Consider the following 18,528-nt stretch of genomic DNA (forward strand, 5'->3'; position numbering starts at 1 on the left):
GGCAGCGCCCTTCCTGCACGAACGGCCGGGAACGAGCCGGCTCAACGGAGTTATTGCGTGACGAAGCCGAAAGTTGGTTTTCTCGGCACCGGTTGGATCGGCCGCCACCGCATGGAGGCGATGGTCGCCACCGGCGCGATCGAGGCGGTGGCGGTGTGCGACCCCTCGCCGGAGTGCGTCGATGCCGCGCGCCAGGTCGCGCCCGACGCACAGGTGGTCGGCTCGCTGGCGGACCTGCTGGCGCTGGGGCTCGACGGGGTGGTGATCGCCACGCCCAGCGCGCTGCACGCCGCGCAGTCGATCCAGGCGCTGGAGGCGGGCGCCGCGGTGTTCTGCCAGAAGCCGCTCGGCCGCGATGCCAGTGAGGCGCAGGGCGTGATCGATGCGGCGCGCACGGCCGACCGGCTGCTCGGCGTCGACCTTTCCTACCGCCATACCGCGGGCATGGTGCGCATCGCCGAGCTGGTGCGCGAAGGCGCGCTGGGTGACCTGTTCGCGGTCGATCTCACCTTCCACAACGCTTATGGCCCGGACAAGCCGTGGTTCTACGATCCGGCGCAATCGGGCGGCGGTTGCGTGGTCGATCTCGGCGTCCACCTCGTCGATCTCGCGCTGCATGTGCTCGGCTTCCCGGAGGTCAGCGACGTCGCGGCCGAGCTGCGCAGCGGCGGCCAGCCGGTGCAGCCGGGCGAGGTCGAGGATTATGCCGTGGCGCAGTTCAAGGCCGGCGGCGTCGCCGTGCGCCTCGCCTGTTCGTGGCGGCTGCACGCCGGCCGCGACGCGGTGATCGAAGCCGCCTTTTACGGCACCGGCGGCGGTGCGTCGCTGCGCAACGTCGGCGGCTCCTTCTACGATTTCACCGCCGAACGCTTCAACGGCACCGCGGCCGAGCCACTGGCCGGCCCGCCGGAGGAATGGGGCGGCCGCGCCGCCTCCGCCTGGGCCGAGGCGCTTGCCCGCTCGCCCCGCTTCGACCCCGCCGCCGCGCAGTTCGCGCGATCGGCGGAGGTGCTCGATCGCATCTATGACCGGTAAGTCCTTGAAGATCGGCGTCCTCACCTTTCACCGCTGCATCAATTACGGCTCCTACTGGCAAGCGCGCTGCCTGGTGGAAGGCCTGCGCGGGCGTGGGCACGACGCGGTGCTGCTGGATCACGTGTCGCCGGAAGTGAACAGCCGCGAGCTTCGATGCGCCTTCCAGCCGCAGCTTCCCGTGCGCACACCGCGCAGCGACCATCCGGCATATGGTCGCAAGACCCGCACCTTCCTCCAGGCGCAGGAAGGCCTGCCCCTGTCCCGGCGCTTCGATCTCGACACCGGCGCACCGACCGAAGCGTTCGACGCCGTTGTCGTCGGCAGCGACGAGGTGTGGAACTTCCAGCACCCCTGGTTCGGCGGCAAGTCGCTGTTCTTCGGCGAGCGGCTGGGCGCGCGGCTCGTCTCCTACGCCGCGAGCTTCGGCAACCATGACGCGCAGGCCGGCATGGACCCGTTCTGGGCCGATCTCCTCCGCCGCTTCTCGGCCATCTCCGTGCGCGACGAGAATGCCCGCCAGCTGGTCAGCCAGGCGCTCGGCATCGAGCCGGCGATGGTGCTCGATCCCTGCCTGCAATTCGCCGGCGAGATCCCCGATGCAACGGCTGCGGGCGACAGCGCCTATGCGGTGGTATACGGCCACACCTTCCCCGACTGGTTCGTGCCGCAGGTGCGCGGCTGGGCGGACGCAGAAGGCTTGCGGCTCGTCAGCATCGGCTATCGCAACGATTGGGCGGACGAGCAGCGCATCGACGCCGGACCGGAGGAGTTCAACCGCCTGATGGCCGGCGCGGCGGCGGTTGCGACCAATTACTTCCACGGCTGCGTCTTTGCGCTGCGCCATGGCCGGCCCTTCGCCTGTGCCGCCACACCCTATCGCCGCAACAAGCTGCGCGACCTCACCGCGCAGGTCGGCGCGGCCGCGCATCTGGTGGACGAGAGCGCCACTGCGGAGACGTATCGCCGGCTGCTGGGTGCCCCGCTCGATCCCGCCATCCCGGCCACCATCGCCCGCCTGCGCCAGGCCGGCGACGCGTTTCTGGACCGCGCGCTTGCCTGACGCGGCGCTGGCCCCGCGCGACATCACCCGCTCCGGCCTGTGCATCGGCTGCGGCAGCTGCGCGGCACGCCCGGATCGCGGCATGGCGTGGGACGGCTTCGGCCAGCGCAAGCCCGCCGGGGCGGAGCTTGCCGCGCCCTCCGAGGCCTTCGCGCGCACCTGCCCCTTCTCGCCCGCCGCCGCCGATGAGGACGCGATCGCGGCGGTGCGCTTCCCCGGCCAGTCCGCCGACCCGCGCCTCGGCCGCGCGGTCGCCAATTATGTCGGCCATGTCGAAGAGGCGGATTGGCGCGCCTCCGGATCGTCGGGCGGCATGGTCAGCTGGGTTGCCGCCGAGCTCCTGCGCCGCGGCGAGATCGACGGCGTGCTCCATGTCGCGCCGGCCGACCGGGAGGCCGACGGCGCGTTCTTCCGCTACCGCATCTCGCGGTCGCAGGAGGCGATCCTCGGCGGCGCCAAGTCCCGCTACTATCCGGTCGACCTCGCCGCCGTGTTGCAGGAAGTGCGCGCCGTGCCGGGCCGATATGCGGTGATCGGCATTCCCTGCTTCATCAAGGCGGTGAATCTGCTGCGCGCCGAGGATCCGGTGATCGCCGAGCGCATCACCCACCTGCTGGGGCTGTTCTGCGGCCACATGAAGAGCGCGCGCTTCGTGGACAGCTTCGCCTGGCAGCTCGGCGCCGATCCGGGCGAGGTGCGCGCTGTCGAATATCGGCGCAAGGATCCGGGCCGCCCCGCCAACTGGTACACCGCGCACCTCACCCTGGCCGATGGCAGCGCCCGCTGGCAGGATTGGTGGCACCTGGCCGATGGTGACTGGGGCGCGGGCTATTTCCAGAACTCGGCCTGCAATTTCTGCGACGACGTGGTCGCGGAAACCGCCGACATCAGCTTCGGCGATGCCTGGGTGGAGCCCTATTCGTCCGACGGTCGCGGCACCAACGTGGTGGTGGTCCGCTCGCCCGAACTCCACTCGGTGGTGGAGGACGCCATCGCCCGCGGCCGGCTGGCGCTGCACCAGGTGGATGCGGACTTCATCGTAAACACCCAGGCCGCCGGCTTCAGGCAGCGCCGCGAAGGGCTGGCCTACCGCCTCACCTGGGCGCGGCGCGGCATCCGCCCGCGCAAGCGGGTGGCGCCGGGCAAGGCGGGCCTGCCGTGGCGTCGCCGGCTCGTCTACCGCTTCCGCGCCGGGATCAGCTGGGGCAGCCACCGCATGGCCGCCGCGGCCGAGCGCCTGCACCGGCCGCAGCTCTACGTCCGCTGGGCGAAGGCATCGCTCGGCCTCTACGGCGCCCTCACCTACAGCCGCGGCCGTCTCGGCAAGCTCCTCGACCGGCTGGATCGCAGCAAGAGCTAGGCGCCGATCGCCTGCATCAGCGACAGGCCGCCATCCACCACGATCGTGGCGCCGGTGATATAGGCGCTGGCGGGATCGGCCAGGAAGACCGCCACGCGCGCGATCTCCTCCGGCTGCCCGGCGCGAGCCGCCGGGATATGCCGTTCCGCCTCCTTGCGCGTCTCCGCGTCGTCCGTCGCTTCCTGGTTCATCGGCGTCAGGATCATGCCCGGCGCGATCGCGTTGACGGTGATGCCCTGCGCCGCCACCTCGATCGCCAGCGTCCGCGTGAGGTTCCGCTGCGCGCCCTTCGCGGCGCCGTAATCGGCCCCGCCGGCGCGCATCGCCTGATCATGGATGGAGGTGATGTTGACGATCGCGGCCGGCCCCTCTGCCGCCCGCCGCTCCCGAACGAAGCGGCGTGAGGTGAGGAACGTGCCGGTGAGGTCCGTCGCCAGCACCTTTTCCCATTGCTCCAGCGACATGTCCGCCACCTCGGTGCCGCTCATGTTCAGCCCGGCCGAGTTCACGAGGACGCTGACGGGACCGAGCTGCGCCGCCACCTGATCGAAGGCGCGCTCGACATCGGCTTCCACGCCGACATCACCCTGCAGCGCCAGCGCGCGACGGCCCCGCGCCTCGATCTCGCGGCAGGTGGCCTGCGCATCCTCGCTGCTGGAATGGTAGAGGACCGCCACGTCGGCGCCCGCCTCCGCCAGCGCGATCGAGCTCGCCGCGCCGATGCCGCTGTCGCCGCCCGTCACCAGCGCGATCCGGCCTGCCAACACTTGCGCCATGTCCGTTCTCCTTGTGCCCTCCCGCAGAACACCTGGCGGCCGGCATCGTTCAGCCGGCGCGGACCGCCTGGATCTCCTCCAGCGACTTGCCCTGGTTGCTCGGCGCCCAGACCAGTCCGATCACGCCGGAGGCGGCAAGGAAGCCGGTCAGGATCCAGGCGAGCAGCGTGAAGTCGTTGGCGGCAAGGCTCGGCACGGCGAGGCTCCAGATGCCGAGGCCAATGCGGACGATCGCAAAGGTCGCGCCCTGCGCCGTGGAGCGGATAGAGGTGGGGAACATCTCCGCCGACCAGAGCTGGAAGAAGCTCTGCGCGCCGAAGCCCGCCGCCACGCCCATGATGACGATGTGCAGCGCCACCACCTCCAGCCGGAAGCCGAACACGGCGAGCAACGCCATGCCGACCACGTGCAGCACGGCGGAAGTGCCGAACAGCCAGCGCTGGCTCACCTTGTCCGACAGGCGCATGAAGATGAACAGGATCGAGAACATGCCGATCAGGAAATAGCTCGCCGGCAGCATCGTCGCTGCCCAGGCCGGCAGGTTGTTCTGCGCGATGAGATACGGCGTGAAGAAGCCGTTATAGCCGGCCCACAGGTTCCAGAAGCCGTACATGCCGGCCAGGAACAGCATGGAGCCGAGATAGGGCGCGCGCAGCAGCTGGCCCCAGGGAACGCTGGCACGCACGCCCGTCGCCCTGGCCGCCGCCTGTTCCTCCGTCCAGCGTTGCGACTCCCGCATGCGCGAGCGCAGGAAGGTCAGCGCCACGGCCAGCACCAGCAGGTGCGCGAACAGCAGGCGCGCGCCGGTGATGCCCCAGGGCTGGAGGAACCAGGCGGCGGTCAGCACCGCCACGGGACCGAGATACCACAGCATCTGCGCCACGCCCGAATGCGCGCCGCGCGCGTCGTCCGGCGCCTGCTCGGCAATCAGCGACCAGGATGCCGGAATGTCGGCGCCCACCGCCAGGCCGACCAGCACGAAGCCCAGCACGATCATCCACGGCGCGGAAGCGAACACCAGCCACGCCATGCCGAAGGCGTAGAACAGCATGTCGTACTGGTAGATCTTCTTGCGCCCGAACCTGTCGCACAGGAAGCCGCCGATCAGCGCGCCGACACCGGCCGAGATCGCGTTCGCGCTGAACGCCCCGATCAGGCCGATGAAGCTGTCCGAAAGCCCGTATATCTGCTTCCAGAAGGCGAGCGCGACCGAGCCGGCGACGATGCTGCCGGCATCGATATAGTTGGCCAGCCCGGCCAGGATGGTATCCCGCCAGCCGCCGCCACGCGCATCCGCCATTCCGCTTCCTCTTATCCGACCTGCCACATCCTAGGACGTTGACCGCCTAAGTGGAACCCGCCGGTGCGGCAAGCGGGGGAAGCTCAGCCCTTCTTCAGCTCGCCCGGCTTGTGCACGGCTTCCTTGCCGGACTTATCGCTCTTCACGCGGTACTGCGGATCGCTCTTGGTCGCCTTGGCGGTATGGCCGCCTGCCTTGGTGGTGGAGGTTTCCTTTTTCACCACCTTGCCGTGCGTCTCGCCCTGCGGCGTGCCCCATTTCACATGGTCGCCGGCCTTGAACGTCTTTTCCGCCATCTCGCTCTCCTGTCGCTGTGCGGCGAGGAGAACGCACGAAAGCGCGCCTCTCTCCCTGGCGGGCGGCGCGCGGTGGTCTATCCTGCGGGAATGGTGGAGCCGAGGGGGATCGAACCCCTGACCTCTGCAATGCCATTGCAGCGCTCTCCCAGCTGAGCTACGGCCCCGAACCTTGTTTCCCGGGCTGGTGCTCTCCGGGAAGGCGGCCCCACTAACGGGGCCTCGCGGGTTTGGCAAGCGCGCTCGCGTTGCCACCCGAAACTTTTTGCCGCCGCCCGGGAAGAACGCCCGGGCGGCGGCCGTCAGCTCAGTGCTCGTCCTCGTCCTCGTGCGTCTCGACGCCCAGGTCGTCGTCGCCGCCCAGATCCACTTCGTCGTCGGCCGAGGGCTCCTCGTCCTCGCCGATGTCCAGATCCTCGTCCTCGGTCGCGAGATCCGCGTCCGGCTTGGCCGTGGCCTCGGTCTTCACCGCCTCGAACGGCAGCGGCTGCTTGGACTTCAGGATCGGCTCCGGCTCCCAGTTGGAACCGCAGTTGATGCACGTGACGGGGTCGTCCTCGCCCAGGTCATAGAAACGGGTCGCGCATTTCGGGCACGTACGCTTCGTGCCCCATTCCGGCTTGATCATGTGCCGACAGTGCCTTTCAGCAGAGATGGGAAGATAGGGATGGAGCCCTAAGTGGCGCGCGCCTTGCCATAGCGCAAGCGCACTGTCAAAGACGCGCGCGCCATGGCGCCTTCCCCTTCCCGTCCGCTCGAGATCCATGCCTCCGGTCCGCTGAAGGGCCGGCTGCGCGTGCCGGGCGACAAGTCGATCAGCCACCGCGCCCTGATGTTCTCGTCGCTGGCGGTGGGCGAAAGCCGCATCGAGGGGCTGCTGGAGGGCGAGGACGTGCTCGCCACGGCGGCGGCGATGCGCAGCATGGGCGCCACCCTCGAGCGCGGCGAGGACGGCGTGTGGCGCGTCTGGGGCCTCGGCGTGGGCGGCCTGCTGCAACCCGCAGGCGCGCTGGACATGGGCAATTCGGGCACCTCCACGCGGCTCCTGATGGGCCTGGTCGCGAGCCACGCCGTCACCGCCACGTTCGTCGGCGATGCGTCGCTGTCCGCCCGCCCGATGGGGCGGGTCATCGATCCCCTGTCGCGCACCGGGGCCAGCTTCGCCGCCGCGCCCGGCGACCGCCTGCCGCTGACGGTGCGCGGGATCGTGCCGGCGGTGCCGATCGAATACACGCTGCCGGTCGCCTCGGCGCAGGTGAAGTCGGCGGTGCTGCTCGCCGGCCTCAACACGCCCGGCATCACCCGCGTGATCGAGCCGGTCGCCACGCGCGACCATAGCGAGCGGATGCTGCGCGGCTTCGGCGCGGACCTGACCGTCGAGCAGACGAACGAGGGGCGCATCCTCTCGCTGAGGGGCGAGGCGGAGCTCCGGCCGCAGCAGATCGTGGTGCCGGGCGACCCCTCCTCCGCCGCCTTCTGGGCGGTGGCCGCCAGCATCGTGCCGGGTTCCGACATCGTGATCGAGAATGTCGGCCTCAACGCCACGCGCGCGGGGCTGTTCGAGGTGCTGCGCCTGATGGGCGCCGACATTGCCGAGCAGGACGCGCGGGAGGTGGGCGGCGAGCCCGTCGCGGATCTGCGCGTGCGCCACGCAGCCCTGGCCGCCGCCGAGGTGCCGCCGCACCTTACCCCCAGCATGATCGACGAATATCCGATCCTGTTCGTCGCCGCCGCCTTTGCGCAGGGGCGCACCGTGGCCCGCGGCGCGGAGGAGCTGCGCGTCAAGGAATCGGACCGCATCGCTGCCATGGCCGCCGCGCTCCGGGCGTGCGGGGTTCCGGTGGAGGAGTTCGAAGACGGGCTGGCCATCACCGGCTCCGGGGGCGAGCCGATCGCGGGGGGCGCGCAGGTCGCCTCGAAACTCGATCATCGTATCGCAATGAGCATGACCGTGGCTGGACTTGCCGCCCGTGCGCCCGTCACGGTGGACGATGTCGCGCCGGTCGCGACCAGTTACCCGGCGTTCTTCGATACGCTGGCCGCGCTTCAGGGGGCAGATTGACGGATCTCATCATCGCGGTGGACGGCCCCGCCGCTTCCGGCAAGGGCACGATCGCCAGGGCGCTGGCCAGGCATTACGGCCTGCCGCACCTCGACACCGGCCTTCTCTATCGCGCGGTTGCCGCCAACGTCACCATGCTGGAACTCGACCCGGCGCAGGAAGCGGACGCCGTCGCCGCCACCGACTTCCCCGACAGCCTGATGGACGAGCCAGCGCTGCGCTCCGACGAGATGGGCAAGCGCGCCTCGATCGTGTCCGCGCATCCGCTGGTCCGGGCCGCCCTGCTGCAGCGCCAGCGCAAGTTTGCGCACCAGCCCGGCGGCGCGGTGCTCGACGGGCGGGACATCGGCACGGTGATCGCGCCGGATGCGACGGCCAAGCTGTTCGTCCGCGCCACGCCCGGCATCCGCGCCAAGCGCCGCCATGCCGAGCTGACCGGCCGCGGCAGCTTCGTCAGCCTCGACAAGGTGCTTGCCGACATCCGCGCCCGCGACGCCCGCGACATGGGGCGCGAGGCGGCGCCGCTGGTGCTGGCGAACGATGCGATGCTGCTCGACACCAGTTTCCTGTCGATCGAGGCTTCGGTGGAAAAGGCGATCGAGCTGGTCGAGGGGCGGCGGGCCGAACAGGCCTGAACCGCCCCCCCCCCGCTCCCCCGTCAGGCGGTGGCTGCCCCTCGCTTCAGCAGCACGCCCGCCCGGTAATAATGGAACAGCGCCCAGGGCGTCGCCGCGGCGAAGGTCATCATGGCGTAGCGCAGGCTTTCCTCGCCGAAGCTCGGCTTCAGCGCGTCCGAGATGACGCCGATCAGCGTCGGCCCGGCGCCCAGCCCGACCAGGTTGATGACGAACAGCGTCACCGCCGCCCACAACGCCCGCAACCGCAGCGGCGCGAGGCCCTGGATCAGCGCGAACGTCGGCCCGAGATAGGAATTCACCAGCAGGATGGACGCGAAGTAGATCGCCACCGCCGTCTTCGGGTCGCTTTCGGTGTAGAACAGGAAGGCGAGCGGCAGGCCGACGATCTTCATCACCACGATCAGCCAGCTCTGCGCATACAGGCCCCAGCGCTTGGCTACCCAGTTCGCCGCCCAGCCGCCGCCGACCGCCGAGATGGTGCCGCAGATCGCGCCGATCGGCGCGACGTAGCGGGCCACGTCGAACATCGAGATGCCGAGCGACCGCTGCATGAAGCTCGGCCCGAACGCCGAATGGCCGTAGCCGATCAGCGAGGTAACGGTGACGCCCATGACGAGGTGGAATGCCGCCTTGTTGGCGAACATCGAGCGAAAGCCTTCGCCGATCGACGGGATGGTGCCGTGCGCCTCGCCTTCCGCGACGATCTGCACGTCGGACAGGCCGCGCTTCGGCTCCACCACCAGCCATTTCACCAGCAGCGCCAGCACGATGCCGGGCAGCCCCACCGTGAACATCGCCGCGCGCCAGCCATACAGGTGCGCAACGGTGCCGCCGATCATGGTGCCGAACGCCGCGCCCAGCACCACGCCCAGCGAGTAGATGCCCATGGCCCCGGCCCGCTTTTCCGGCGGGTAGAGGTCGGCGATGATCGAATGGCTCGGCGGGCTCGACCCCGCCTCGCCCACGCCCACGCCGATGCGCGCGAACAGCAATTGCCAGAAGTTCTGCGCCAGCCCGCACACCGCGGTGAACAGGCTCCACAGCGCCAGCGCACCGGCGATCAGGTTCACCCGGTTGCCCCGGTCGGCCAGCCGCGCGACGGGGATGCCCAGGGTGGCATAGAAGATCGCGAACGCCAGCCCGGCGAGCAGCCCCAGCTGCGTGTCCGAGAGGTGCAGGTCCACCCGGATCAGCTCCTGCAGGATCGCCAGGATCTGCCGGTCCATATAGCTGAAGAAATAGGCGGTGGTGAGCAGCGTCAGGGTGAGGCCACGCCGGCGCAGGGCCAGCGTGGCGGCGATTTCCGGGTGCGTCTCGCCGGACGACGTTTCGGCAGGCGACATGGGCGACCTCTCCTTCTGTGTCGGCTGTTGCCGGTTTTTCCACGCCGTCGTGGCGGGTGGTTCGCTGTCGATCCTAGGCGCCATAAGAAAGCCGCTCCCGTGTCGTTGTGTTGCGCGTCAGAATTGTGCGGAGACCCCGACCTTGAACATGCGGCCGAATGGATTGCCGACGAACGGCTCGTAATTGTAATCCTCGCGCGCGAATGGCGGCTGCGCGTCGAGGATGTTGTAGACGGTGCCGGTCAGCGTCACCTGGCCGGCCAGCCGCACCTGGATGTTGAAGTCTGCGGTGACGAACTCGTTGATGTCGGCGCCCTGGAGCAGGGTGGTGCCCGCCGCGGAGACGGACAGGTCGGGCGCGAACGGACCGGTGCGTGCATCGGCCCGCTGGTCGTGCAGGCCGTCGGTATAGTTGATCGTCAGCCGCGTATCGACCGGCCCGCCGCCCAGGTCGATATACCCCTGCCCCTTCCATTCCGGCAGCGGGTAGAGCGTGGTCTGATAGTTGAGCAGGCCCACGCCGTCATAGCCCTGCGCCACCTGCACGCCGGCTACGGTGATCGGGCCGATCTTGTCCTCCAGCGTGTAGGTGACGGTCGCGCCCGCGCCGAAGCGCATGTCGCTGCCGAACAGCGAGTCCGCCTTGTAGTCCACCTGAAGGTCGAGGCCGGAATTGGTGATCGCGGCGCCGTTCTGCAGCTCGGTACGCACGCGCGAGATGTTCGCCACCGTGGTCGCCGCGGTGCAGGGCCCGGTGTTGAAGGTGAACCGCGCCACCAGCGTCGGGTTCGCCGCACAGGTGTTGCCCCCCGTGGACGGGAACAGGGTCGCCACCATGGAGGATAGCGGATCGGTGACCAGCGCGTCCTCCAGCTCGTAGCGGAAATAATCCAGCGCCGCGGTGAAGCCGCCGGCGGTGAGCAGGATCCCGCCCGAATAGTTCTTGGACGATTCCGGCTTCAGATTGGCGTTGCCGAACACGTCCACCGGCTTGAAGGTGGAGCCGATCAGCTGCAGCGAGGTGACCGAATTGGCGTTGAGGTTCGCCAGGGTGGGTGCACGGAACGTTGTGCCGAAGCCGCCGCGCACCGCCAGCCAGTCGGTGATCTGCAACCGGGCACGGATCTGCGGATCGAAGGTGGAGCCCACCCCGCCGCCATAATCCTCGTAGCGGGCGGCAAGCTGCACGTTCAGCGGCTGGAGGATCGGCAGCTGCAACTCGCCGAACAGCGCGTACACGCCGCCCTTGAGGTTGCTATCCCGGTTCGTGCCCAGGAAACCGAGCGCGCCATTGGGCGGGCTGGCGGCCTGGCCTTGCGTGTTGGGCGCGCAGGCCGCCGGGTTCGTGTTGCCGTTGATGGGGGATTCGCGGCACGGGTTGATGGCCAGGTTGTTGTTCGCGCCGTAGCGCGTGTCGAACCAGCTGTAGCGATATTGGGCGCCGACGCCGAACGCCACGTCGCCGCCCGGCAGGTGGAGCCCGGTCTTGCCGCTGATCGAGGCGTCCGCCACGAACAATTCGGTGTCGACCCGGGTGGAGGACTTCACGAAGAACCAGCGCGCCAGGTCGGCGCTGTTGGCCAGCGCCGCGGTCGCCTGCGGGTTGGTCGCCCCCGTCACCAGGTTCGTGCCGATCGCGTTGCTGAACGGGTTCAGCCACTGGCAGCCGTTCTGCCCCGGCGTGTTCGCCGCGACGTTGCAGTTCGGGCCGCCAAGGCCGCGCAGCGCCAGCTGCACGCGGTCGCCGAAGGAGTCGTAGCCGTCGATGTAGCGGTAATAATGATGATAGGTCGCGCCGAGATTGAGGTCGATGTCCGGCGTGAGGCGCTGGGTGAGATCCGCGGTGAAGCGCATCGACTCCGACTTGCGCATGCCGCGCGACGATCCGTTCTCCTTGTCGTCGCCGTAAAAGGCCGGATTGCCGCCGGCCAGGAACGGGCGGAACAGCAAGGTGGGAAACACCACCCCGCTGGCTGCCGCCGGGATGCCGGGATTGGCCGCGCGATAGGCGATCAGGCCGGGATTGGCCGCCGGCACGTAGAAACCGGCGACGAACGGCGTCGGATTGGTGCCGCCCAGCGCCGCCACCGACGGCGACTGCGTCAACAGATAGGACGGCGAGGTAAGATAGTGCGGCACGGTGGAGCGGCCGTACAGCGCCGTCACCTCGAACTTGGTGCTGGAGGTGAGGTCCGCCTCGAAATCGATAAAGGCGGTGCCGCGCTTCTCCAGGTCGGAGATCACGTCGAAGCCGGTATATTGGGTGTAGCAGCGGCCGTTGGCGCCCACGACCCCCGACAATGTCGTGCAGCCGGCGTCCGGCTGCACGGCGGAAAGCGGCGCGCCGGTGGGCGCAACGGCCAGGAAGTTGGCCGGATTGCCGCCACCCGTCCACCCGCCCTGCGGATTGTTGAGGTACGGCTGCACCGCGAATTCGCGGTCGCGCGCCATCAGCTCGCCGCGCTTCTGGAAGCCGATGGCGGCCAGCACGCGGAAGTTCTCGCCGACATGGCCGTAGGATACCGAAGCATCGATATCGCCATCGGTGTCCTGCACGAACTTGTACGCGCCGGAAACGCGGAAGCCTTCCTGATCGGTGCGGGTGATGAAGTTGACCACGCCGGCCACGGCTTCGGAGCCGTAGGTCGCCGCCGCGCCGTCCTTCAGCACCTCGATGCGCCCGATCGCGGCGGAGGGGATGAGGTTGATGTCCACCGCCGGCACGCCGTTGCCCGACGTCGCCAGCCGCTTGGAGTTGAGCAGCACAAGCGTGCGCTGCGGGGAAAGGCCGCGCAGGTTGGCGGTGGCGATGCCCTCCGCGCCCTGCGCCCTGCTGTCGAACTGGTTGGCCTCGCCCAGGCTTGCCGAGGCGGTGGGCAGCATCTTGAACAGCTCAACGGCGGACGGCGCGCCCATCTTGGCCAGTTCATCCCCGCCGATCACGTTGACGGGCAGCGCCGAGTCTTCCGGCGTGCCGCGGATCAGCGATCCGGTGACGACGATCTCTGCCGCCTGCGAGTCCTGCACTTCCTCCCGGGGCAGGGTCTGCGTGGGGGGCTCGGGTTGCGCCTGCTGGTCGGCGGCGATCTGCGCATGAGCCGGTGCCGCAAGGCCAAGCGCCAGCACGGAAAACGCGCACGCGGCCAGGTACTGCTTTTTCAGCATATGTCCTCTCCCTTGCGGCCAGAACACTTTGCCGGCTCCGTACCGCAAGCTCGATAATGACAAAGCCTGCCGCTACGTCAAGGCAGTAAAGACAGGAGAGTAGCGGTGAGAAGTGGCCGAACAGGGCCAACCCGATCTTCTAATATGAAAAGGCCAGCCCGGCGCGAGCCAGACTGGCCTTTTCGTCGGGCAGGCTTCGCTCAGAAGCCGCTGAGCGAGGCGAAACGATCCCGCAGGTACGAGGTGTTGCCCCACATCGCCTCCAGCACGCGCATCCGCTTCAGGTAGAATCCGGCGTCATATTCGTCGGTCATGCCGATGCCGCCGTGCAGCTGGATCATCTCGCGGCTCATGACATGGCCGACTTCGTTCGCCTTGGCCTTGGCGAGCAGCGCCGCCTGGCGAGTGTCCCCGCCGCTGTCGATCGCGGCCAGCCCCGCCTCGACGGCGGAGCGCATCTGCTCGATGTCGCCGTACAGCGCCGCCATGCGATGTTGCAGCGCCTGAAACGTCGCCAGCACCTGCCCGAACTGCACCCGCTGCTTGAGATAGGCGAGCGTCGTGTCGAACGCCTGCCCGGCCAGCCCCAGCATCTCCGCCGCCGCCAGCACCCGCGCGCGATCGAGCACATCGTCCAGCAGGCTGTCCTTGCCGCCTTCCAGCTTCTCGGCAGCTACACCGTCGAAGCGGATTTCGGCATGGCTGCGGAAATCGGTCAGGTGCCGGCGCGAACGCGTGATCCCCTCGGCGCCGCCGTCGACCAGGTACAGGCCGTCGCCCGCCGCGACCACGAAGAGCCCCGCGGCGTCCCCTTCGGCGACGAACGCCTTGGTGCCCGACAGACGCCCGTCCGCCACGGTCGCCTTGATCGTCGCGGGATCGTGGCGAGGGCCCTCGTCGACCGCCAGAGCCGCGACCAGCTCGCCGCTGGCGATGCGCGGCAACCAGAGCTGCTTCTGCTCCTCCGAGCCGCCCAGCACGACCGCGGAAGCCGCCGCCGCCGTCGCCGCCAGCGGGCTCGCCGTCACCGTCTTGCCGAGCTCTTCCAGCACCAGACCCAGGCTGAGCCAGCCGAAGTCGCTGCCGCCATGCGCTTCGGGGATGACGATCCCGGCCCAGCCCATCTCCGCCATGGTGCCATAGGTGCCGGCGTCGAAGCCGGTCGCCTCGTTCGCGTCGCGCACCTTGCGCCAGGCGGTGACCGGGCTTTCGTTCTGCGTCCATTCGCGCGCCATGTCGCGCAGCATTGTCTGTTCTTCGCTGAGTACGGCCATGAGCCCGCTCCCCTTTACTGGTGGTCGAGCATCCCGAGGATGCGCTTGGCGATCACGTTGTTCTGCACCTCGGTGGAGCCGCCATAGATCGTGGTCGCCTTGCCGAAGAGCCAGGCACGGACGCTGGCGAGCTCGCCTTCGCTGAACCCCTCGCCTTCCCAGCCCAGCCCTTGCAGGCCGCGGATCTCGATCAACAGCTCGGCGCGCTCCTGGCCGAGCTTGGTGCCCGCCGTCTTGAGGATCGAGGACACGACCGAGACGCCGCCCGCTTCCTTGGACTCCGCCTGCACGCGCATGGCGGTGAGCAGGAACGCGCGCCAGTCCATCTCCCATTTCGCGATCCGCGCGCGCAGGTCGCGGTCGGCGATGCGGCCCTCGTCGTCGGTGCCGACGAACTTCTTCGCGATGTCCGCCAGGCTCGGCCCCGAAGGCTGGAGTCGCGAGCCGCCGCCCGACAGGTTCGTGCGCTCGTGCTGGAGCAGGCGCTTGCCGATGGTCCAGCCCTCGCCTTCCTTGCCGACGAGGTTCTCCTTGGGCACCTCCACGTTGGTAAAGAACGTTTCGCAGAACGGCGACATGCCGGAGATCATGCGGATGGGCTTCACCTCGACGCCGGGCGCATCCATGTCGATCAGCAGGAACGAGATGCCGCGATGCTTGTCCGACTTGTCGGTGCGCACCAGGCAGAAGCATTTGTCCGCCCATTGCCCTCCGCTCGTCCAGGTCTTCTGCCCGTTGACGAGATAGTGATCGCCCTTGTCCTCGGCGAAGGTCTGGAGGTTGGCGAGGTCGGAGCCGGCATTCGGTTCGGAATAGCCCTGGCACCAGCGGATCTCGCCGCGCGCGATCGGCGGGATATGCTCCTGCTTCTGCGCCTCGTTGCCATATTCCAGCAGCGTCGGCCCGAACATCATCACGCCCATGCCGCCGATCGGGTTCCAGGCGCCGGCCCGCGCCATCTCCTGGCTCAGCACGCGCGCGTCGGCGCGCGAGAGGCCGCCGCCGCCATATTCCTTCGGCCAGGTGGGCACGCCCCAGCCCTTTTCGCCCATCGCCCGGCGCCAGGCGGTCATTTCGGGCGTTTCCTCGGTGGGGCCCTCGACGGAGGCCAGGGCATTGTCCATGCCCTTCAGCGTCGGCGGGAAGTTCTCCGCCAGCCAGCTTCGGACCTCCTGGCGGAAGTCCTCCGGCGAGCTGGCTGGCCTGTCGAGTTCGGCGGCGGTCGCCATGCATCCTCTCCTGTCTTCGATTCTGAAGATCGGGTATGGTGCTGACAGCCGGCGCGCCCGCGGTCAAGCGCTGCTTTCCCGCGGCGGCGTATGTTGGCTAACGGCGCACGCGAAAGGTGACGCCGATGGTGCGCGGGTCGCTGGGCGTCGCAAGGATCAGCCCGGAATTGCCCGCCTGCACCGTCACGTTCTGGATATAGTCGCGATCGAACAGGTTGCGCGCGAACACCGCCACTTCCCACCCCTGTTCGGAGCGGAAGCCGACCGAGCCGTTGACCAGCGTGTAACCGGGAAGGCGCGTATAGGCGGAGCCGGTGGGGTCGCCGTTCTGCCGGGTCTTGAGCAGCGCATCCAGATGCAGGAACGGCGCACCGCCGCGCACCACCTGCGGCGCGTAGTCGGCACCCAGCGTGCCCGACCATTTCGGCACGCCCGGCAGCATCACGCCGCTCAGGTCGCAGAAGGTGGTGCCGCTGGCCGTGCGCTCGATCGGGCAGCCGCCGTTCGGATAGCGGTCATAGCGGCCATCGGCATAGGCGACAGAGGCCCCCAGCGACAGGTCGCGCACCGGCAGCGCGGTGAGGTCGCCCTCGAACCCGCGCACCGTCACCAGCGGAATGTTCGACAGGTAGGTGCGCAGCGCCACCGCCGCGCCCGTGTCGGTCACGTTCGCCTGGAAGTCGGTCACCCGCGTGTAGAAGCCATCTAGATTGAGGATCAGCCGGCCGCCCAGCGTGCGGGTCTTCAGTCCCACCTCGTAGTTGGTGTTCTGCTCCGGGCGGACGACGGCGGTGCCCAGCGCAGGCAGGTTCTGGTTGTTGAGCGGCAGGCCGGACATGTTGATCCCGCCCGACTTCGCCCCGCGGGCGAAGCCGGCATAGCCGAACACGCCATCGGTGAACTCGTAGGAGAGATTGGCCCGCCCGGTCAGCGCGCCATCGTCGACGGTCGCGCGATAGCTCTGGCCGCGTAAGGTTCCGAGCTTGGCCGCGACCAGCGCCGCATTGCTCGTCGGCAACCCGCCAAAGGTGAAGGTGTCGTACGTGCCCTTCTTGTCCTCCCAGGTGTAGCGCAGGCCGCCGGTGGCGGTGAGGCCGGGGAGCAGCCGCCAGTTCACCTCGCCGAACACGGCATAGCTGTTCGACTGAAAATCGGTGCGCCCGTCCGTGCCATAGCCGTCCAGCAGGTTGCGCGGCACGGTTGTGAGGCTCGCGCCCGAGCCGGTCGTCGGCCCGACCAGCCAGTAAGCCGCTTCCCGGCCGTAGATCGAGATCGGCCGCCCGATCACGCGCTGGCGGAAGAAATACAGCCCGCCGACCGCGCTCAGCGGGCCGGTGCCGTTCGAGGCGAGGCGCAGTTCCTGGCTGTACTGGTCCTGCCGGGAGGGGATGTGCTGCGACGTCTGGATCGGGATGCCCGTATAATCGCGGTCGTTGTCGGCATCCCAGTTCCAGAAGCGCCAGGCGGTGACCGAGGTCAGCGTCGCCGGGCCGAGGTTCCAGTCGGCGATCAGGCCGACGCCGCCCTCGTTGGTGTCGGTGCCGAGATTGGCGTCGATGTCGGTGACGCGGTCATACGGGTTGGTGCTGGGCACGGTGTAACCGAGGCCGGCGGCGAGCGCGGGATATTGGCGCGCGGCCGGCTTGAGCGTGGGAGCCACGCGGTAATAGACCTGGGTGCAGCAGTTCGCCTGGAAGTTGGTGAAGTCACCCGACAGCTTGAACGACAGCCCCTCCGAGGGCCCGTACAGGAGCTGGCCGCGCACCGCCTGGGTGCCGATCGTGTTGTGGTCGCGGCCGGTGCGCACGTTGTGGATCACGCCGTCCCGGCGGGTGGAAACGATGGACAGCCGCCCCGCCAGCACATCGCCCGCGATCGGCCCGGTCACCGCCGCCTTGGCCTGAACGAAGTCGAAGCTGCCATAGGACAGCTCCGCCTCGCCGGACGGCGTGAAGCCGGGCGCGCGGGTGGTAATGTTGATCGCCCCGGCGGTGGAATTCTTGCCGAACAGCGTGCCCTGTGGCCCGCGCAGCACCTCCACCTGCCCGACATCGCTGAAGTCGAACGCCGCGGTGGCGGGCCGGGCATGGTAGACCTGATCGACGTAGAAGCCGACGCCCGGTTCCAGCCCGTCATTGGCCTGGCTGACCGCGACCACGCTGGAGCCGAGGCCGCGAATGGTGAAGGCGGTGTTGCGGGGGTTGGCGGAGCTGTAGTTCAGCGACGGCACGAGCTGCGCCAGCTGCTGCGTGTTCACCGTGTACGAACGGTCCAGCAGGTCGCCGCCGACGACGGACAGCGAGCCGGGGATGCGCTGCGCATCCTCGGTGCGGCGGCGCGCGGTGACGAGCACCTCGCCGACACGCACCTCCTCCGGCGTGCCCTGCTGCACTTGCGCCGGGCCGTCGGCCGACACCGATTGGGCGAGCGCCGGCGCGGCGATCGCAGACAGCACGATTGCCATGGCCGGGCCGGCCAGGTGATGACGCATGAAGTACCCCTGCTGCTGATTCTATATCCGGCCGTATATAGCTTTGGGTAGAGGTGCAAAGCCGGTCGGCAGCTACGCCAAGGCACTACTCGGAGGACTGGAGCCCGGGGCCGAGCGCGTCGGCACTCAGGCTTTCGGCGGAAGCGGCTCGTCGCGCAGCATGCCGGCCAGGCGGCGATAGGCGTCGGTGTCGGTGATGGCCGCCGATTGCGCCTCAAGCGCGCGATAGGCCGCCAGTGCCGCCCGCCCGCCCTGCGTCAGCCGCGCTCCGCCGCGCCCGCCGCCGGGAGCGGTTTCCACCAGGCGCTCGGCAAAGCAGCGGTTCATCTCGTCCACCAGCAGCCAGGCGCGCCGGTAGCTCATGTCCAGCGCCCGCCCGGCAGCGGAGATCGAGCCGTGCGCGTCGATCGCTTCCAGCACGTCCGCCTTGCCCGGCCCCATCGCATACCCATCGCCGCAGACCAGCTGCAGCTTCAGCTTCAGCGGGCCGAGGCGCACG

Annotated in this window: 15 protein-coding genes and 1 tRNA gene; 5 read left to right on the forward strand and 11 right to left on the reverse strand. The window is 69.0% G+C overall.

The annotated features are described in order from the left end of the window. Nucleotides 1–57: 57 nt before the first annotated feature. From DVW87_RS03450 to DVW87_RS03460, 3 genes are read left to right on the forward strand one after another with little or no spacing between them, the layout of a single operon-like run. The gene (locus tag DVW87_RS03450; protein ID WP_114686343.1) at nt 58–1,035 is read left to right on the forward strand and encodes a Gfo/Idh/MocA family protein; all 978 of its coding nucleotides are present in this window, start codon (nt 58–60) and stop codon (nt 1,033–1,035) included. Continuing rightward, a complete protein-coding gene (locus tag DVW87_RS03455) occupies nt 1,025–2,095 on the forward strand; it encodes a polysaccharide pyruvyl transferase family protein (RefSeq protein WP_114686344.1) in 1,071 nt (356 codons plus the stop codon). The genes DVW87_RS03450 and DVW87_RS03455 overlap by 11 nt, the downstream gene beginning before the upstream one ends. Next, entirely contained in the window at nt 2,088–3,455 is a 1,368-nt protein-coding gene (locus DVW87_RS03460; RefSeq protein WP_220149781.1) for a Coenzyme F420 hydrogenase/dehydrogenase, beta subunit C-terminal domain, read from the forward strand. Before DVW87_RS03455 ends, DVW87_RS03460 begins: the two co-directional genes overlap by 8 nt. Here DVW87_RS03460 and DVW87_RS03465 read toward each other — a convergent pair. From DVW87_RS03465 to DVW87_RS03485, 5 genes are all read right to left on the reverse strand, one after another. After that, the gene (locus DVW87_RS03465; protein WP_181814706.1) at nt 3,452–4,231 is read right to left on the reverse strand and encodes an SDR family NAD(P)-dependent oxidoreductase; all 780 of its coding nucleotides are present in this window, start codon (nt 4,229–4,231) and stop codon (nt 3,452–3,454) included. The genes DVW87_RS03460 and DVW87_RS03465 overlap by 4 nt on opposite strands. Nucleotides 4,232–4,280: 49 nt before the next feature. Further along, nucleotides 4,281–5,531 carry an MFS transporter gene (locus DVW87_RS03470; RefSeq protein ID WP_114686345.1) on the reverse strand — a complete coding sequence of 417 codons (1,251 nt, stop codon included), beginning with the start codon at nt 5,529–5,531 and terminating at the stop codon, nt 4,281–4,283. Between the two features lie 83 nt (nt 5,532–5,614). Beyond that, nucleotides 5,615–5,827, reverse strand: a complete 213-nt coding sequence (locus DVW87_RS03475) for a hypervirulence associated TUDOR domain-containing protein (RefSeq protein ID WP_114686346.1) — start codon at nt 5,825–5,827, stop codon at nt 5,615–5,617. 91 nt (nt 5,828–5,918) lie between these two features. After that, nucleotides 5,919–5,994: transfer RNA gene (locus tag DVW87_RS03480), tRNA-Ala, on the reverse strand. Nucleotides 5,995–6,134: 140 nt separating this feature from the next. Next, nucleotides 6,135–6,455, reverse strand: coding sequence for a TIGR02300 family protein (locus DVW87_RS03485; RefSeq protein ID WP_114686347.1), 321 nt, complete (start codon nt 6,453–6,455; stop codon nt 6,135–6,137). A 102-nt stretch (nt 6,456–6,557) separates the two neighbouring features. Between DVW87_RS03485 and aroA the strand changes: the two genes are divergently transcribed. Continuing rightward, nucleotides 6,558–7,889, forward strand: coding sequence for a 3-phosphoshikimate 1-carboxyvinyltransferase (gene aroA / locus DVW87_RS03490; protein WP_114686348.1), 1,332 nt, complete (start codon nt 6,558–6,560; stop codon nt 7,887–7,889). Continuing rightward, nucleotides 7,886–8,524, forward strand: coding sequence for a (d)CMP kinase (gene cmk / locus DVW87_RS03495; RefSeq protein WP_114686349.1), 639 nt, complete (start codon nt 7,886–7,888; stop codon nt 8,522–8,524). The genes aroA and cmk overlap by 4 nt, the downstream gene beginning before the upstream one ends. 23 nt (nt 8,525–8,547) lie before the next feature. On the opposite strand, the gene DVW87_RS03500 is transcribed toward cmk, so the two are convergent. From DVW87_RS03500 to DVW87_RS03525, 6 genes are all read right to left on the reverse strand, one after another. Beyond that, a complete protein-coding gene (locus tag DVW87_RS03500) occupies nt 8,548–9,870 on the reverse strand; it encodes a spinster family MFS transporter (RefSeq protein ID WP_114686350.1) in 1,323 nt (440 codons plus the stop codon). Nucleotides 9,871–9,987: 117 nt separating this feature from the next. After that, entirely contained in the window at nt 9,988–13,035 is a 3,048-nt protein-coding gene (locus DVW87_RS03505) for a TonB-dependent receptor plug domain-containing protein (RefSeq protein WP_114686351.1), read from the reverse strand. Between the two features lie 200 nt (nt 13,036–13,235). Beyond that, nucleotides 13,236–14,309, reverse strand: a complete 1,074-nt coding sequence (locus DVW87_RS03510) for an acyl-CoA dehydrogenase family protein (RefSeq protein ID WP_114686352.1) — start codon at nt 14,307–14,309, stop codon at nt 13,236–13,238. Between the two features lie 14 nt (nt 14,310–14,323). Next, nucleotides 14,324–15,538: an acyl-CoA dehydrogenase family protein gene (locus tag DVW87_RS03515; RefSeq protein ID WP_114686353.1), complete on the reverse strand. Its 1,215-nt coding sequence runs from the start codon at nt 15,536–15,538 to the stop codon at nt 14,324–14,326. A 97-nt stretch (nt 15,539–15,635) separates the two neighbouring features. Continuing rightward, nucleotides 15,636–18,029: a TonB-dependent receptor gene (locus DVW87_RS03520; protein WP_114686354.1), complete on the reverse strand. Its 2,394-nt coding sequence runs from the start codon at nt 18,027–18,029 to the stop codon at nt 15,636–15,638. Nucleotides 18,030–18,155: 126 nt separating this feature from the next. Beyond that, nucleotides 18,156–18,527: a winged helix-turn-helix domain-containing protein gene (locus tag DVW87_RS03525; protein WP_114686355.1), complete on the reverse strand. Its 372-nt coding sequence runs from the start codon at nt 18,525–18,527 to the stop codon at nt 18,156–18,158. Between the last annotated feature and the right edge of the window lies 1 nt (nt 18,528).

Origin of the sequence: Sphingomonas aracearum, assembly GCF_003345355.1 — a bacterium.
Taxonomy (GTDB): Bacteria; Pseudomonadota; Alphaproteobacteria; order Sphingomonadales; family Sphingomonadaceae; genus Sphingomonas; species Sphingomonas aracearum.

What these genes read in the sequence shown, in the direction of transcription:
- aroA (WP_114686348.1), top strand. Translation starts at nt 6,558, where the DNA reads ATGGCGCCTTCCCCTTCCCGTCCGCTCGAGATCCATGCCTCCGGTCCG.
- DVW87_RS03510 (WP_114686352.1), bottom strand. Translation starts at nt 14,309, where the DNA reads ATGGCCGTACTCAGCGAAGAACAGACAATGCTGCGCGACATGGCGCGC.
- DVW87_RS03520 (WP_114686354.1), bottom strand. Translation starts at nt 18,029, where the DNA reads ATGCGTCATCACCTGGCCGGCCCGGCCATGGCAATCGTGCTGTCTGCG.
- DVW87_RS03470 (WP_114686345.1), bottom strand. Translation starts at nt 5,531, where the DNA reads ATGGCGGATGCGCGTGGCGGCGGCTGGCGGGATACCATCCTGGCCGGG.
- DVW87_RS03485 (WP_114686347.1), bottom strand. Translation starts at nt 6,455, where the DNA reads ATGATCAAGCCGGAATGGGGCACGAAGCGTACGTGCCCGAAATGCGCG.
- DVW87_RS03475 (WP_114686346.1), bottom strand. Translation starts at nt 5,827, where the DNA reads ATGGCGGAAAAGACGTTCAAGGCCGGCGACCATGTGAAATGGGGCACG.
- DVW87_RS03465 (WP_181814706.1), bottom strand. Translation starts at nt 4,231, where the DNA reads ATGGCGCAAGTGTTGGCAGGCCGGATCGCGCTGGTGACGGGCGGCGAC.
- DVW87_RS03500 (WP_114686350.1), bottom strand. Translation starts at nt 9,870, where the DNA reads ATGTCGCCTGCCGAAACGTCGTCCGGCGAGACGCACCCGGAAATCGCC.
- DVW87_RS03455 (WP_114686344.1), top strand. Translation starts at nt 1,025, where the DNA reads ATGACCGGTAAGTCCTTGAAGATCGGCGTCCTCACCTTTCACCGCTGC.
- DVW87_RS03515 (WP_114686353.1), bottom strand. Translation starts at nt 15,538, where the DNA reads ATGGCGACCGCCGCCGAACTCGACAGGCCAGCCAGCTCGCCGGAGGAC.
- DVW87_RS03505 (WP_114686351.1), bottom strand. Translation starts at nt 13,035, where the DNA reads ATGCTGAAAAAGCAGTACCTGGCCGCGTGCGCGTTTTCCGTGCTGGCG.